The sequence below is a fragment of the Streptomyces albidicamelliae genome, from assembly GCF_025642175.1.
Classification (GTDB): Bacteria; Actinomycetota; Actinomycetes; order Streptomycetales; family Streptomycetaceae; genus Streptomyces; species Streptomyces albidocamelliae.
Window position 1 is genome coordinate 5,663,513 of the sequence record NZ_CP106795.1, and the last position, 13,315, is coordinate 5,676,827.

16 protein-coding genes are annotated in these 13,315 nt (G+C 71.4%); 11 read left to right on the plus strand and 5 right to left on the minus strand.

The window, feature by feature from the left end:
- Nucleotides 1-23: 23 nt before the first annotated feature.
- The 3 genes from N8I86_RS26025 to N8I86_RS26035 are packed head-to-tail and all read right to left on the minus strand — an operon-like array spanning nt 24 to nt 2,111.
- Nucleotides 24-830, minus strand: a complete 807-nt coding sequence (locus N8I86_RS26025) for an AIM24 family protein (RefSeq protein WP_263278831.1) — start codon at nt 828-830, stop codon at nt 24-26.
- The gene (locus tag N8I86_RS26030) at nt 827-1,477 is read right to left on the minus strand and encodes an AIM24 family protein (protein ID WP_073889629.1); all 651 of its coding nucleotides are present in this window, start codon (nt 1,475-1,477) and stop codon (nt 827-829) included. Before N8I86_RS26030 ends, N8I86_RS26025 begins: the two co-directional genes overlap by 4 nt.
- 1 nt (nt 1,478) lies before the next feature.
- On the minus strand, nt 1,479-2,111 hold the full coding sequence (locus N8I86_RS26035; protein WP_123436632.1) for an AIM24 family protein: 633 nt from the start codon (nt 2,109-2,111) through the stop codon (nt 1,479-1,481).
- A gap of 183 nt (nt 2,112-2,294) precedes the next feature.
- On the opposite strand from N8I86_RS26035, the gene N8I86_RS26040 reads away from it, so the two are divergent.
- From N8I86_RS26040 to N8I86_RS26060, 5 genes are all read left to right on the plus strand, one after another.
- Nucleotides 2,295-2,639 carry a DUF3817 domain-containing protein gene (locus N8I86_RS26040; protein ID WP_073889632.1) on the plus strand — a complete coding sequence of 115 codons (345 nt, stop codon included), beginning with the start codon at nt 2,295-2,297 and terminating at the stop codon, nt 2,637-2,639.
- Nucleotides 2,636-2,929 (plus strand): MTH1187 family thiamine-binding protein, encoded by a 294-nt coding sequence (locus N8I86_RS26045; protein WP_073889633.1) that lies wholly within the window; start codon nt 2,636-2,638, stop codon nt 2,927-2,929. The genes N8I86_RS26040 and N8I86_RS26045 overlap by 4 nt, the downstream gene beginning before the upstream one ends.
- Nucleotides 2,930-3,075: 146 nt before the next feature.
- Complete coding sequence (locus tag N8I86_RS26050; RefSeq protein WP_073889635.1) at nt 3,076-3,828, plus strand: hypothetical protein; 753 nt, start codon at nt 3,076-3,078, stop codon at nt 3,826-3,828.
- Nucleotides 3,825-4,505, plus strand: a complete 681-nt coding sequence (locus N8I86_RS26055; protein WP_263278832.1) for a DUF4166 domain-containing protein — start codon at nt 3,825-3,827, stop codon at nt 4,503-4,505. The genes N8I86_RS26050 and N8I86_RS26055 overlap by 4 nt, the downstream gene beginning before the upstream one ends.
- Nucleotides 4,502-5,149: a TetR/AcrR family transcriptional regulator gene (locus N8I86_RS26060; RefSeq protein WP_073889638.1), complete on the plus strand. Its 648-nt coding sequence runs from the start codon at nt 4,502-4,504 to the stop codon at nt 5,147-5,149. Before N8I86_RS26055 ends, N8I86_RS26060 begins: the two co-directional genes overlap by 4 nt.
- Before the next feature lie 11 nt (nt 5,150-5,160).
- Here the strand turns inward: N8I86_RS26060 and N8I86_RS26065 are convergent, their stop codons facing one another.
- The gene (locus N8I86_RS26065; RefSeq protein WP_263278833.1) at nt 5,161-6,141 is read right to left on the minus strand and encodes an ArsR/SmtB family transcription factor; all 981 of its coding nucleotides are present in this window, start codon (nt 6,139-6,141) and stop codon (nt 5,161-5,163) included.
- A gap of 88 nt (nt 6,142-6,229) precedes the next feature.
- Here N8I86_RS26065 and N8I86_RS26070 point away from each other — a divergent pair, with 88 nt between their 5' ends.
- The 4 genes from N8I86_RS26070 (at nt 6,230) to N8I86_RS26085 (ending at nt 10,144) form a co-directional block, all read left to right on the plus strand.
- Entirely contained in the window at nt 6,230-7,465 is a 1,236-nt protein-coding gene (locus N8I86_RS26070; protein ID WP_263278834.1) for an MFS transporter, read from the plus strand.
- An 11-nt stretch (nt 7,466-7,476) separates the two neighbouring features.
- The gene (locus tag N8I86_RS26075) at nt 7,477-7,986 is read left to right on the plus strand and encodes a MarR family winged helix-turn-helix transcriptional regulator (protein ID WP_073889642.1); all 510 of its coding nucleotides are present in this window, start codon (nt 7,477-7,479) and stop codon (nt 7,984-7,986) included.
- Between the two features lie 43 nt (nt 7,987-8,029).
- Complete coding sequence (locus tag N8I86_RS26080; RefSeq protein WP_073889644.1) at nt 8,030-8,368, plus strand: DUF3817 domain-containing protein; 339 nt, start codon at nt 8,030-8,032, stop codon at nt 8,366-8,368.
- Nucleotides 8,369-8,443: 75 nt separating this feature from the next.
- Nucleotides 8,444-10,144, plus strand: coding sequence for an acyl-CoA mutase large subunit family protein (locus N8I86_RS26085; protein ID WP_073889645.1), 1,701 nt, complete (start codon nt 8,444-8,446; stop codon nt 10,142-10,144).
- Nucleotides 10,145-10,201: 57 nt separating this feature from the next.
- Here the strand turns inward: N8I86_RS26085 and N8I86_RS26090 are convergent, their stop codons facing one another.
- Entirely contained in the window at nt 10,202-10,834 is a 633-nt protein-coding gene (locus N8I86_RS26090) for a TetR/AcrR family transcriptional regulator (RefSeq protein ID WP_073889647.1), read from the minus strand.
- Between the two features lie 209 nt (nt 10,835-11,043).
- Here N8I86_RS26090 and N8I86_RS26095 point away from each other — a divergent pair, with 209 nt between their 5' ends.
- Entirely contained in the window at nt 11,044-12,015 is a 972-nt protein-coding gene (locus N8I86_RS26095; RefSeq protein WP_073889648.1) for a tetratricopeptide repeat protein, read from the plus strand.
- Nucleotides 12,016-12,637: 622 nt separating this feature from the next.
- Nucleotides 12,638-13,276, plus strand: coding sequence for a DUF6230 family protein (locus N8I86_RS26100; RefSeq protein ID WP_073889650.1), 639 nt, complete (start codon nt 12,638-12,640; stop codon nt 13,274-13,276).
- Nucleotides 13,277-13,315: the final 39 nt, after the last annotated feature.

Here is a 13,315-nt window from a genome sequence, read left to right on the forward strand (position 1 = left end):
TGTCACACTCCGCAGACTACCGCTCACAGCCCGAAGCGACGCTGGAGGTCTCCCAGCTGTCCGGGAAGGCGCGGTACCCCCGACGATTGCGGACCGTGTCCACCCGGTGCCGTTCCGCCACCGCCGGGGACCCCCGCATCCGGCGGAACCACACCCGTGGCCGCCTCGGCCATGAGGGTCTCCGTCGACTGCAGCAGGACCGTCCCGGCGCCCACGAACTCGAACTGGTGCTCCTCGCCGGAGGCCCCGCCGAGGCCGGTCATCGCACGTAGGCCGCCCAGTACACCCGCCAAGTATCCGTGGTCGTAGTGATGGCACGGGGACGGGCAGTCGGCCCATCCGACGAGCGCCTGCGGGTCGACCCGGATCGGAGGTTCCATGAACACCACCGGCCCGTTAGATGCGGCGACGAACTTTCCGGTTCCGATGAGGGTCAGAAAACCCGGCACGATCGATTGCTTGAGCGCGAGACTTGGCTGAAAAGCGAGCAGGTTGCCCGCGCGAATGGTCAAGTTCCCGTCGTCCAGGTCGTAGGAGTTGACGTCGAAAGCACGGTCGGCCAGCAGCATCTTGCCCGAGCCCTGCGCCACGACCCAGTCGCTCGCGTGCAGTGGCGAATGGAACGAGGTACGGACAAGTCGGTCGAGTCGGCCGTGCCCGACGCCGTTGAACTCGATCGCCCCGTAGTAGGCGATCATCTTCCCCTTCTGCAGGAACCACTGACCGCCCTTGAGCTCGACGCAGAACGTGTAGGCGTTCACGTTGTCGTCGACGGGCAGCATCAGGGGGTCGTGGACCACCGGGCCGCCGGGGACTCCGTACGCGCTCACAGCTTCTCCTCCGACGCCTGGACGAACACCGTGCCGTTGCCGCTGAGCTCCAGCTGGAAGGCCTCGCCGGAACCGCGGCCCACCATGTCGCGCCACCCGAGCGCGGTGGACAGCTTGTTGCGCACGTCCCCGTGGTGGGCGACGTAGGCCTGCGGGTCGACGTGGACCGGGCGCTGCGGGGTGATGGGGAGCTCGAAGACGCCGCCGTGCGCCATCACGGCCACCGAGCCGTGGCCCCGCAGGGTGGTGGTGAACAGGCCCTGCCCGGTGACCTGGCCCCGGACCAGGCCCATGACACCGCCCTGCGAGCCCATGAACATCGTGCCCTGCTGGAGGGTGCCCTCGAAGGCGAGCAGCCGGTCCGCCTCCACGTAGAGGGTGTCGCCGGAGAGGCCGATGACATGGACGTGGTGGCCGCCGTGCCCGAAGAAGACGGTGCCGCTGCCCTCGACCGACATGAGCGGCGTCGCCTCGCCGGCCACCCGGCGCCCGAGCATCGACATCAGCCCGCCCTGACCGCCCTGGATGTCTGGGGTGAAGGACACCTCCCCCTTGTAGGCGAGCATGGCCCCGCGCTGGCTGTACAGCCGCTGCCCCGGCAGCACCGTCGCCTCGACCATCTTGGAGTTGATCTCTCGGAAGGTCATGTCACAGGTCCCCCGCGATCGTGTTCCGCTCGCTCGGCTGCACGTACACCAGGCCGTCGCCCTCGAAGCGGATCTGGAACGCCTCGCCGCCGCCCTCCCCGAAGAACGTGCGGAACGTCACACCGGACTGGAAGGACTGCCGCACCTCGCCCTGGTGGGCGATGTAGGCCCCCGGGTCGACGGTCAGCGGGTACTGCGGGCTGACCCGCAGCACGACCGCCGGGCCGTCGGACATGATCGCCGCCTGGCCGTGCCCCTCGACGGTCGTCGTGAACAGCCCGTTGCCCTGCGAGGCGCCGCGCAGGCCGGTGAACGTCGTGCCCGTCCGCAGGCCCGCGTCCGTCGCCAGCAGATTGCTCGACTCGACGTAGAGCTTGTCCCCCCTCAGGGCGACCAGGTTGATCTCGGACGCACGGTCCGCGAACCAGCAGGTCCCGTGCCCCTTCACCTCCATCACCGTCATCTGTTCGCCGGTGAGCCGCCGGGTCACCATCCCGCGCAGCCCCTCGCCGCCGCCGCTCAGCTTCTTGAAGGCCATCTGACCGTCGTACGCGACCATCGAGCCGTTCTTCGCCTTCACGGCGTCCCCGGTCATGTCGACGGCCAGCACCTTGCTGCCTTGGAGTCGGAACATCGCCACGCTGGGAAAGTAGCGGCCGGACGGGTGGGGCGAACAGGGCCCGGGGGTGGAGAGCGACCCTGAGCGGACCCCTAGGGCCGCGGTTTGCCACAATGGGAGAACGCTTGTGCGTGCGTTCACAAACCGGCAGTCCGTAATCGGCAGACCGTCGTTCGACACTCCCACCGAAGGTGACCCGTGGACATCAAGACCGCCACCGCCCTCCGCCGCCTCCGCCTGGTCTCCGCCCCTGAGGCCGTGTCCTTCCTGATCCTGCTCCTGTGCTCGGTGCTGAAGCGGACCACGGACTTCAACGCGGTCCCCGTGATGGGCGCGATCCACGGTGTGCTGTTCGTCCTGTACGTGATCTTCTGGGCCGACGCCTGGAACCGCACCAAGTGGCCGCTCGGTACCGCGGCCCTCTACTTCGTCCTCTCGGTGCTGCCCACCGGCGGCTTCTTCGCCGAGCGCAAGCTGCGCCGTGAGGCCGAGGACGCGGTCATCGCGGCCCGCGCCCGTAAGGAAGGGGTCGTGAACGTATGATCGTCGCCTTCTCCGTGACGCCCCTCGGGGTCGGTGAGGACGTGGGGGAGTACGTCGCCGACGCCGTCCGCGTGGTCCGAGAGTCGGGACTGCCCCATCGCACCGACGCGATGTTCACCTCGATCGAGGGCGAGTGGGACGAGGTCATGGCCGTCGTACGGCGTGCCGTGGCCGTCGTCGAGGAGCGTGCCCCGCGCGTCTCGCTGGTCCTCAAGGCGGACATCCGGCCCGGTGTGACCGACGGGCTCACCGCCAAGGTGGAGACCGTCGAGCGGTACCTGGCGCAGTGATCGCGCGGGCCCCCCGGCCCCCGAACCCCGGTCCCTGGGACCGGGGTTCTCTCGTACCACCCCTTTGAGCGATCGCTCAAAGGGGTGTTTTTTTGGACGACTGTTTGAGCGGTCGCTCAAAACACTGGTTTGACGTGGGGGAACACATGGGTCTCTACATAGAGACGCACATACGCGCCGACCTCGACGAGCTGTGGGCCCGTACCCAGGACCCCGCCCGGCACCAGCGCTGGGACCTGCGCTTCACCGAGATCGCGTACCTCCCGCGCGTGGCCGGCGAGCCGCAGCGCTTCCGCTACTCCACGCGCCTGCTGCCGTTCCTCACCGTCTCCGGCACCGGCGTCGCGGCCGGTGAGAAGGAACGCCCGGACGGCACCCGCACCTCCGCCCTGCGCTTCTCCTCCCCGCACCCCCTCTCCCTGATCGCCGAGGGGAGCGGCTACTGGCGCTACGTGCCGGAGGCGCACGGCGTCCGCTTCCTCACCGGCTACGACTACCGCCCCCGCTGGGGAGCCCTCGGCGCCCTCGGCGACCGGGCGCTGTTCCGCCCGCTCATGGGCTGGGCGACCGCGTGGTCCTTCGACCGGCTCAGACTCTGGCTGGAGCGGGGCATCACCCCCGAACGCGCCCTGCAGAACTGGCTCACCGAACTGGCGGTCCGCGCGCTCGTCCTCGGGCTCTGCCTGAGCGGGCTCGGCACCGACCCGTTCCTGCGCCTGTTCGGGCCCTTCGCCGACACCGCGGCCTTCCTCTGCCCACTGCTGCTCGTCGTCGGCATCTCCCTCGTGCTGTTCACGGAACCGCTCGCCTGCACCCCGGCGGCCCGGCGCTGCCTGCGGGCCCCCGCCACGCGGACCCGGGCGCCCCGCCTGCTGCGCACCCTGGAGAAGCCCTCATGACCTCGATGTTCGAGACCGTCATGGGCGCCGGCTTCGACCGGCTGCACCCACGGCTGCGGCGCCGCTTCTCGGTGGGCCTCGCGAGCGGCGAGGCCTGCACCGGCCGGGGCGTGATGGACCGCGTCTGGCACGGACGGGCGTTCGTGAAGCCCTTCCTGGCGCTGGGCGCCACCCGCAACATCCTGGTCCCCGAGGCCGGCCGCGACATCCCCTTCGTGATCGAGAACGTGCCGTACACCGACAGCTACGGCCGTGAGACGGTGAGCTTCGTGCGCACCTTCGAACTGCCCGGCCGCTCCCGCCGCTTCGACGCCCAGATGGTGCTCGGCCCCCGCGGCGACCGCATCCTCGACTACCTCGGCACCCACCAGCACCTCGCCAGCGAACTGCACTTCCACGCCGAGCCCGACGGCTCCCTGCTGATCCGCTCCGGCGAACACCGCTTCCGGGAAGGGCCGGTGGACGTCCGCGTGCCCGAACTCCTCGGCGCCACGGCCGAGGTGCGCGAGTCCTACGACGAGACGGCCGGCCGCTTCCGCATCCGGGTCCGGGTGGTCAACCGCTTCTTCGGACCGCTCTTCGGCTACGAGGGTTCCTTCACCGCCTCCTACACGGACGTCCGCGCCCACGGGGTGCGGCCCGGACTGCGCCCCGTGCGGGAGGAGGCGCGCGCATGAGCCCGGAGACGGCCAAGTCCCAGGAGACCAAGACCAAGCTGCTGGAGGGCGCCCTGCGCACCCTCACCGAGCAGGGCATCGCCAAGACCTCGGCCCGTACGGTGGCCTCCGCGGCCGGCGTCAACCAGGCGCTGGTCTTCTACCACTTCGGTTCCGTGGACGAACTGCTGGCGGCGGCCTGCCGGTACGGCGCGGAGAAGTCCGTGGCCAAGTACCGGGACCGGCTCGCCGCCGTCACCTCCCTGTCCGAACTCCTCGCCGTCGGCCGCGAGATGCACGACCGGGAGCGGGCCGAGGGGCACGTGGCGCTCCTCGGCCAGCTGCTCGCCGGTGCCCAGACCCACGCCGGGCTCGGTCCCGCCACCGCGGCCGGACTCGACCTGTGGATCGCCGAGATCGAGGGCGCGCTGCGCCGCGTCCTCGCGGCGACCCCCCTCGGCGAGTTCACCGACCCCGCCGGCCTGGCCCGGGCCGTCGCCGCCTCCTTCGTCGGCATCGAACTGTACGAGGGCGTCGACGAGCGGGGCGCCCACGCGGCCCTCGACGCCCTGGAGCGACTGGGCGCCCTCGTCACGGCGCTGGAGGAGCTCGGCCCCGTCGCCCAGCGAGCGGTACGCCACCGTCTGCGCCGGCAGGGCCGCTGACCCGGGAGGCGTCAGCCCGCCGACGTCAGCGCCATCCCCAGAGGTGTCCGCTCGTACAGCACCTGATGGCCGTAGCGGCGGGCGGTCAGCAGGCCCGCGTCGCGCAGCACGGTCAGATGGGCGGAGACCGACGACGGCGCGAGCCGCAGACGGTGGGCGAGGGCGGTGGTGCCGGCCGGTTCGTCGAGCGCGGCCAGCACGGCCGCCCGGTTGCGGCCCAGCAGCCGCACCAGCGCCTCGGGCGTCCGCTCGGCCGGCTCCGCCCACAGGCCCCCGACGCCCCGCGCCGGGTAGATCACGGCCGGCTGCCAGGGCGGCGGGAAGCTGCTGATCACGTCCGGCCAGGTGAAGACGCTCGGCATCAGCACCAGACCCCGGCCGTTCAGGTGCCGTTCGTGCTCGCCGCCCGACTGCACGGTCAGCGTCGTCTCCTGCCAGCCGCAGCGCGCGTGGATCTCCGGCAGCAGCCCGCCGAGGCCCACCTCGGCCAGCCGCCGCGAGTGGAAGGCGATGTCCGCCTCCAGCAGGGCCCGCAGCCGCGGCCAGTCCGGCTCGACCAGCACCCGCCACGCCTCCTCCAGCGCGTCCGCCAGCTCCCGCACCATCCGCCCGGGATCCGCCAGCCAGGCCCGGCCCCGCGGCGAGTCGGGCGCGCCCGGTGTGCAGGCCAGCGACGCGGCGGTGTCCGCCCGGGCCGCCTCCGGATCGGCCGCCCGGATCGCCGCGATCTCCTCCGCGAAGGACACCGCCGGGCCGAGCAGCGGCGGGACCAGCCAGTCGGGGCTGTGCCCGCGCCTCGGCATCAGCAGCCACAGCGGCGCGAGGTCGAGCCCGGCCGCCGCGTCCCGGATCCGGCGCAGCCAGGGCGCGTGGTACCCGTGCCGGTCCCGCCGCTTGAGCGTCCGCACCGCCTCCTGCGTCTCCCAGACCGGCGAGAGGGCGAACCGGCAGCGCAGGAAGTCGTCGTCGCCGAAGTGGAGGCGTGAGGGCATGGGCACCACCTGATCGCTGCCTGGCCGGACATTCGGCCCGAGCCGAAACTCTACGGCCGCCCGCCGCCGGCAGGGCACGCTGCCCGGCATGTCCGCTCCTGCCCAGGCCCCGGCGCCCGCCGGATACGGCCGTGTCCTCGCCGTGCCCGAGTTCCGGGCCGTCTTCGCCGCGCACGTCCTGTCCATGCTCGGCGTGATCGTCAGCGAGATCGCACTGTCCGTCCTCGTCTACGACCTGACCCGCTCACCCCTGTGGAGCGCGCTCACCTTCGCCCTGGGCTTCCTGCCGTACGCCGTCGGCGGCACCCTGCTCGCCCCGGTCGCCGACCGCTTCCCGGCCCGGCGCGTGCTCGTGACCTGCGACCTGGTGTGCGCGGGCTGCGTCGCGCTGATGGCGGTCCCGGGCCCGGGCATCGGCCTGCTCCTCGTGCTGCGCTGCTGCCTCGCCGTCGTCGCCCCGGTGTTCTCCGGCACCCGCACGGCCACCCTCGCCGACGTCCTCGGCGACGGCGACCTGTTCGTGCTCGGCCGCTCCCTGCTGCGGATCGTCGCCCAGAGCGCCCTGCTCGTCGGCTACGGCCTCGGCGGTCTGCTGCTCACCGTGGTCACCCCGCGCCACGCCCTGCTGATCACCGTCACCACCTTCCTCGCCTCCGCGGCGCTGCTGCGCCTCGGCACCCGGCACCGGCCCGCCCGCACCCGGCCGAGCGGCGACGCCCCGCCGGGCCTGCGGCAGCTGCTCGCCCGCCCCCGGGTCCGGGTGCTGCTCCTGCTGTTCTGGGTGCCGGCGGCGTTCTCCGTCGTCCCCGAGGCGCTGGCCGCGCCGTACGCCGATGCCCTCGGCAGCGGTTCCACCGGCCTCGGCCTGCTGATGTGCGCCCTGCCCGTAGGCACGGTGGCCGGCGAGCTGTTCGCCGGGGCCCGGCTGCGTCCCGCGGCCCGGGAGCGCGTCGCGCTGCCCCTGCTCTGCCTGACCCTGCTGCCCTACCTCGGCTACGCCCTCCACCCGGGGCTCACCGGCTCGCTGCTGCTCCTGCTGCTGTCCGGGGCCGGCTCCGCGTACACCCTCGGCCTGGACCAGTGGTTCGTGCGGGCCGTGCCCGAGGAGCTGCGCGGGCGGGCCATGACCCTGCTGAGCGCCGGCCTGATGACGGTCCAGGGCGCCGGCATGGCGCTCGCCGGTGCGGCGGCCGAGGTGGCGGGGGTCAGGGCGGCCGTGGTGGGGGCCGGCGCGGTGGGCGTCCTGTGCTGCTGCGGGCTGGCCCTGGCGGCCCGGGCGACCGAAAGCCGAGACGGGGCTGCCCGGCATATGACCGGCCGGTAGGGTCTGATGACGTGCCGAAGCCACTCAGCCTTCCGTTCGACCCCATCGCGCGTGCCGACGAGCTCTGGAAGCAGCGCTGGGGAAACGTGCCGTCCATGGCCGCGATCACCTCGATCATGCGGGCCCACCAGATCCTGCTCGCCGAGGTGGACGCGGTGGTCAAGCCGTACGGGCTGACGTTCGCCCGTTACGAGGCGCTGGTGCTGCTCACCTTCTCCAAGGCCGGTGAGCTGCCGATGTCCAAGATCGGTGAGCGGCTGATGGTGCATCCCACGTCCGTCACGAACACCGTGGACCGGCTGGTCAGGTCCGGGCTGGTCGCCAAGCGGCCCAACCCCAACGACGGCCGCGGCACCCTCGCCGTCATCACCGACAAGGGCCGCGAGGTGGTCGACGCGGCCACCCGGGACCTCATGTCCATGGACTTCGGCCTCGGCGCGTACGACGCGGAGGAGTGCCAGGAGATCTTCGCGATGCTCCGTCCGCTGCGGATCTCGGCACACGACTTCGACGAGGAGTGACCCGGGGCAAGATCTCCCGGAACGGGTGGTTACGCTCATGGGCATGAAGAAGAGCGTGCTGACCCGCTACCGCGTCCTGGCCTACACCACCGGTGTCCTGCTGGTGCTGCTGTGCCTGAGCATGATCGCGAAGTACGGGTTCGACATGAGCGGTGCCGCCGACTTCACGCGGGTCGTCGCCATCGCCCACGGCTGGCTGTACGTCGTCTACCTGGTGTTCGCCTTCGACCTGGGGTCCAAGGCGAAGTGGCCGGTCGGCAAGCAGCTGTGGGTGCTGCTCGCGGGCACCATCCCCACGGCCGCGTTCTTCGTCGAGCGCAGGATCAGCCGCGAGCTGGAGGCCGGTACCGCCGGCCGCGCCCCGGCCGTCGCCAAGGCCTAGGTTTTACCGCCGTACGAGTTCCGTACGGCGGTCAGCCATCGACATTTACTAGGACGTCCTAGTAAATTCGATGGTATGGACGCTCACGCCATCGACGAGGGCCGCCGCCGCTGGCAGGCCCGCTACGACGCCGCACGCAAGCGCGACGCTGACTTCACCACGCTCTCCGGCGACCCCGTGGAGCCGGTGTACGGGCCCCGACCGGGCGACACCTACGAGGGATTCGAGCGGATCGGCTGGCCCGGGGAGTACCCCTTCACGCGCGGGCTCCATCCGACCGGCTACCGCGGGCGCACCTGGACCATCCGCCAGTTCGCCGGCTTCGGCAACGCCGAGCAGACCAACGAGCGGTACAAGATGATCCTCGCCGCCGGCGGCGGGGGTCTGTCCGTGGCCTTCGACATGCCGACCCTCATGGGCCGCGACTCCGACGACCCGCGCTCGCTCGGCGAGGTCGGGCACTGCGGCGTCGCCATCGACTCCGCCGCCGACATGGAGGTCCTGTTCAAGGACATCCCGCTCGGTGACGTCACGACCTCCATGACGATCAGCGGTCCCGCCGTGCCCGTCTTCTGCATGTACCTGGTCGCCGCCGAGCGGCAGGGGGTCGACCCCGGGGTGCTCAACGGCACCCTGCAGACCGACATCTTCAAGGAGTACATCGCGCAGAAGGAGTGGCTCTTCCAGCCCGAGCCGCACCTGCGCCTGATCGGCGACCTGATGGAGCACTGCGCGGCCGGCATCCCCGCCTACAAGCCGCTCTCCGTCTCCGGCTACCACATCCGCGAGGCCGGGGCCACGGCCGCGCAGGAGCTGGCGTACACGCTCGCCGACGGCTTCGGGTACGTGGAGCTGGGCCTCTCGCGCGGGCTCGACGTGGACGTCTTCGCGCCGGGTCTGTCCTTCTTCTTCGACGCGCACGTCGATTTCTTCGAGGAGATCGCCAAGTTCCGGGCCGCGCGGCGGATCTGGGCGCGCTGGATGCGGGAGGTGTACGGCGCGAAGAGCGACAAGGCCCAGTGGCTGCGCTTCCACACGCAGACCGCCGGGGTCTCGCTGACCGCGCAGCAGCCGTACAACAACGTGGTGCGCACCGCCGTGGAGGCGCTGGCCGCCGTCCTCGGCGGCACCAACTCCCTGCACACCAACGCGCTGGACGAGACCCTCGCGCTGCCCAGCGAGCAGGCCGCCGAGATCGCCCTGCGCACCCAGCAGGTGCTGATGGAGGAGACCGGGGTCGGCAACGTGGCCGACCCGCTGGGCGGTTCGTGGTACGTCGAGCAGCTGACGGACCGGATCGAGGCGGACGCGGAGAAGATCTTCGAGCAGATCAAGGAGCGGGGCCTGCGGGCGCACCCCGACGGGCGGCACCCGATCGGCCCGGTCACCTCCGGCATCCTGCGCGGGATCGAGGACGGCTGGTTCACCGGCGAGATCGCCGAGTCGGCGTTCCGCTACCAGCAGGCCCTGGAGAAGGGCGAGAAGCGGGTCGTCGGCGTCAACGTGGCCACCGGCTCCGTCACCGGCGACCTGGAGATCCTGCGGGTCAGCCACGAGGTGGAGCGCGAGCAGGTGCGGGTGCTCGCCGAGCGGAAGGCGGCGCGCGACGACGCGGCGGTGCGCTCCGCGCTGGCGGCGATGCTGGACGCGGCCCGGTCCGGCGCCAACATGATCGAGCCGATGCTGGACGCGGTGCGCGCCGAGGCCACGCTGGGCGAGATCTGCGGCGTGCTGCGCGACGAGTGGGGCGTGTACACGGAACCGCCCGGCTTCTAGCCCGGCGCCGCCCGGCCCGCACCAGGGAGCACCGCCCCCTGGTGCGGGCCGGGCCCGCTACTCGGCCGCGGTCGGTTCCGCCGCCGTCAGGCCGAGGAGCAGCACCCGGGTGAAGCCGCGCACCCAGTCCTCGTCGGCCGGTTTGCCGCTCACCAGGGTGCGGTGCACCACCGCGCCCGCCACCACGTCGAAGATGAGGTCCACCGTGCGGGCCGCCTCGGCGGGGTCCGGCTCCGGGGGGAGCTCGCCGCGGCACTGGGCCCGCTCCCGACCCTCCAGAACCAGCCGTATCTGACGCTCGACGATCGACGCGCGGATGCGCTCGCGCAACGCGTCGTCCCGGGTCGACTCCGCGACCACCGCCATCAGACCGCTCTTGGCCTCCGGCCGGGCCAGGATGGCCGCGAACTGCAGGACCACACCCTCGATGTCCGCGGCGAGACTGCCGCGGTCGGGCAGTTCCAGCTCGTCGAAGAGCTCCGCCACCGCGTCCACGACCAGTTCGTTCTTACCGGCCCAGCGGCGGTACAGCGTGGTCTTGGCGACCCCGGCGCGGGTCGCCACGTCCCCGAGGGTGAGCTTGGACCATCCCAGCTCTACCAGCGCCTCCCGCGTCGCGGCCAGGATCGCGGTGTCCGCGGCGGCGTTGCGCGGGCGGCCGGTACGGCCCGCTGGGGTGCGGCTCTGCATCCACTGACCATAAACCGGCGGTTCCTGTGGCGTCGTGAGGGAGATCACCGGGGTGTGGTGTCGCGAGGTGCCCCGATGCCATTACGCTACGGGTCGTAGCGAAAGCTCGTGAGGGACGTACACGGGCGACGACCACGGCGCGGGGTGGGGACCCAGGCGCCGGCACCTCGCTTTTTTCATTCCGGCGCCGGAACGGGGAGGATAGACGCATGCAGCCACGGAACATGTCCATGAGCGGCGTCGTCGACCTCGCCGCGGTGAAGGCGGCCCAGGAGGCCAAGGCCAAGGCCGAGCAGGCGCGCGCCGAAGCCGCCCGGCAGGGTGGGACGGGGGCCGTCTCGCCGGCCGACCTCGTCATCGACGTCGACGAAGCCGGCTTCGAGCGCGACGTACTGCAGCGCTCCGCCGAAGTACCCGTCGTCATCGACTTCTGGGCCGAGTGGTGTGAGCCCTGCAAGCAGCTCAGCCCGGTCCTGGAGCGACTGGCCGTCGAGTACGCCGGGCGCTTCCTCCTCGCCAAGATCGACGTCGACGCCAACCAGATGCTGATGCAGCAGTTCGGGGTGCAGGGCATCCCGGCCGTGTTCGCGGTCGTCGCGGGCCAGGCGCTGCCGCTCTTCCAGGGGGTCACCCCCGAGCAGCAGATCCGGGAGACCCTGGACCAGCTGGTGCAGGTCGCCGAGCAGCGGTTCGGCCTGACCGGCCTGACCGTCGACCCGGACGCCGAGGCCGGCGGTTCCGCCGGGGCCGAGGCGCCCGTGGGCCCGTACGAGGCGACCCTGAACGCCGCCGCGCAGGCCCTCGACGCGGGCGACCTGGGCGGTGCGATCCAGGCGTACAAGAACGTGCTGGCCGACGACCCGGCCCACCCGGAGGCGCAGCTCGGCCTGGCCCAGGCCGAACTGCTCCAGCGTGTGCAGGACTTCGACCCGCAGAAGGTGCGCCGGGAGGCCGCCGAGAGGCCGGCCGACGTGGACGCGCAGATCGCCGCCGCCGACCTGGACCTGGTGGGCGGTCATGTCGACGACGCCTTCGGGCGGTTGATCGACACCGTGCGGCGCACCGCGGGTGACGACCGGGACACCGTACGTCGTCGGCTGCTGGAGCTGTTCGAGGTCGTGGGACCCGACGATCCGCGGGTGATCGGGGCCCGCCGGGCGCTGGCGCGCGCCCTGTTCTGACCAGTCGCTAAACGCCGCGGCTTGTGATGCCGGGGTGAAAGATTCGCCGACGAGCTGTCGGGGCGGCCGCGCTTTACCAAATCTTGGTAATCGCGGCCGCTGTTACTCGGAGTAAATCGAGGCCGTTGATCTGTCTGGTTTCATCCAGGGATCAACGGCTTTGCTCTGACCCTCGATGCAACCGAGCGTCGCACTCCGAGATCGGCCGGTCGTCCTCCGGTTATCCGGCCGTTACTAGCCAGTAACGAACCCCCTTGTGCCCGGGCCGAGAATGCACCACGATCGGCGACGCTCGGTCCATTCCCGCACCCCGGCAACCGGTCGGGTCGCGGGAAACCCTGGGTCCCCACCGAGCAGAACCGGCGGCAGTGGCGCCGGTTCTTGGGCAGGGGGGTCTTCGCCGTCCGGCGAAGCCTGTCCAGCAAGGTTGTGCGTGATGCGTGTCAGGCGCGACCAGTGGTTGTCGCTCGGGGGTGATCGCCGGTGATTCGGGCGCGGTTCGCGCCACCGAGTGCAGGCGCTCTCCTTCCCGAGGACGTAGCACTTCTCCCATCCCTGCCTGGCTGAGCCGCCGACCGGGGCGAGTCCGGGCCAGGAGATGTACGTCCGAGAAGGAGGAAATATGGAGTCCCAGGTGCGTGGCGGGACCAGATGGAAGCGGTTCGCTGTGGTCATGGTGCCCAGCGTCGCCGCCACGGCGTGTATAGGTGTGGCCCTCGCACAGGGCGCTCTCGCCGCTTCGTTCAGCGTGTCCGGCCAGTCGTTCAAGGTGTCCGCCGACTCGCTCGTCGGCACCGGCTTCGAGCAGTACGGAGCCATCGACAGCGGCTACACGATGGACGGCAAGAAGACGGCCCACCCGGTTGCCGTCTCGGCGTTCAAGCACGCCGAGATCACCAACCTGTGCCAGTCCGTGGTCACGCCCGACGTGCCGGTCTTCGGCAACGTCAGCCTGATCCTGCGCGCCGGCGGCGAGGGCCACGACAAGGTCCAGGCCGACAACATCTACATCGACGTTGCCGACCTCAACGCCGACGCGACGTTCGACAACATCGACATCGGTGTGGCCGCGAAGGACGCCTCCAAGGGTCCGGGCATGAAGGGCGGCGGCGAGCAGGCCAACCCCTTCGGTTTCGCGCAGCAGGCCGACAAGGCCACGCTGGTCGGCGTGAAGCAGACGGCGTGGGCGACCACCGCCGGAACCTTCAAGCTCAGCGGTCTCCACATGTCGCTGGCGACGGGTGTCAAGGAGTGCTACTAAGCACTCGATGACGGGCGGGGGAGCCGGTGGCGCCCCCGC

Bases quoted from the DNA above. Each gene is read 5' to 3' on its own strand.
- N8I86_RS26030 (WP_073889629.1), bottom strand. From the start codon at position 1,477: ATGACCTTCCGAGAGATCAACTCCAAGATGGTCGAGGCGACGGTGCTG.
- N8I86_RS26035 (WP_123436632.1), bottom strand. From the start codon at position 2,111: ATGTTCCGACTCCAAGGCAGCAAGGTGCTGGCCGTCGACATGACCGGG.
- N8I86_RS26045 (WP_073889633.1), top strand. From the start codon at position 2,636: ATGATCGTCGCCTTCTCCGTGACGCCCCTCGGGGTCGGTGAGGACGTG.
- N8I86_RS26050 (WP_073889635.1), top strand. From the start codon at position 3,076: ATGGGTCTCTACATAGAGACGCACATACGCGCCGACCTCGACGAGCTG.
- N8I86_RS26055 (WP_263278832.1), top strand. From the start codon at position 3,825: ATGACCTCGATGTTCGAGACCGTCATGGGCGCCGGCTTCGACCGGCTG.
- N8I86_RS26060 (WP_073889638.1), top strand. From the start codon at position 4,502: ATGAGCCCGGAGACGGCCAAGTCCCAGGAGACCAAGACCAAGCTGCTG.
- N8I86_RS26065 (WP_263278833.1), bottom strand. From the start codon at position 6,141: ATGCCCTCACGCCTCCACTTCGGCGACGACGACTTCCTGCGCTGCCGG.
- N8I86_RS26070 (WP_263278834.1), top strand. From the start codon at position 6,230: ATGTCCGCTCCTGCCCAGGCCCCGGCGCCCGCCGGATACGGCCGTGTC.
- N8I86_RS26080 (WP_073889644.1), top strand. From the start codon at position 8,030: ATGAAGAAGAGCGTGCTGACCCGCTACCGCGTCCTGGCCTACACCACC.
- N8I86_RS26085 (WP_073889645.1), top strand. From the start codon at position 8,444: ATGGACGCTCACGCCATCGACGAGGGCCGCCGCCGCTGGCAGGCCCGC.
- N8I86_RS26090 (WP_073889647.1), bottom strand. From the start codon at position 10,834: ATGCAGAGCCGCACCCCAGCGGGCCGTACCGGCCGCCCGCGCAACGCC.
- N8I86_RS26095 (WP_073889648.1), top strand. From the start codon at position 11,044: ATGCAGCCACGGAACATGTCCATGAGCGGCGTCGTCGACCTCGCCGCG.
- N8I86_RS26100 (WP_073889650.1), top strand. From the start codon at position 12,638: ATGGAGTCCCAGGTGCGTGGCGGGACCAGATGGAAGCGGTTCGCTGTG.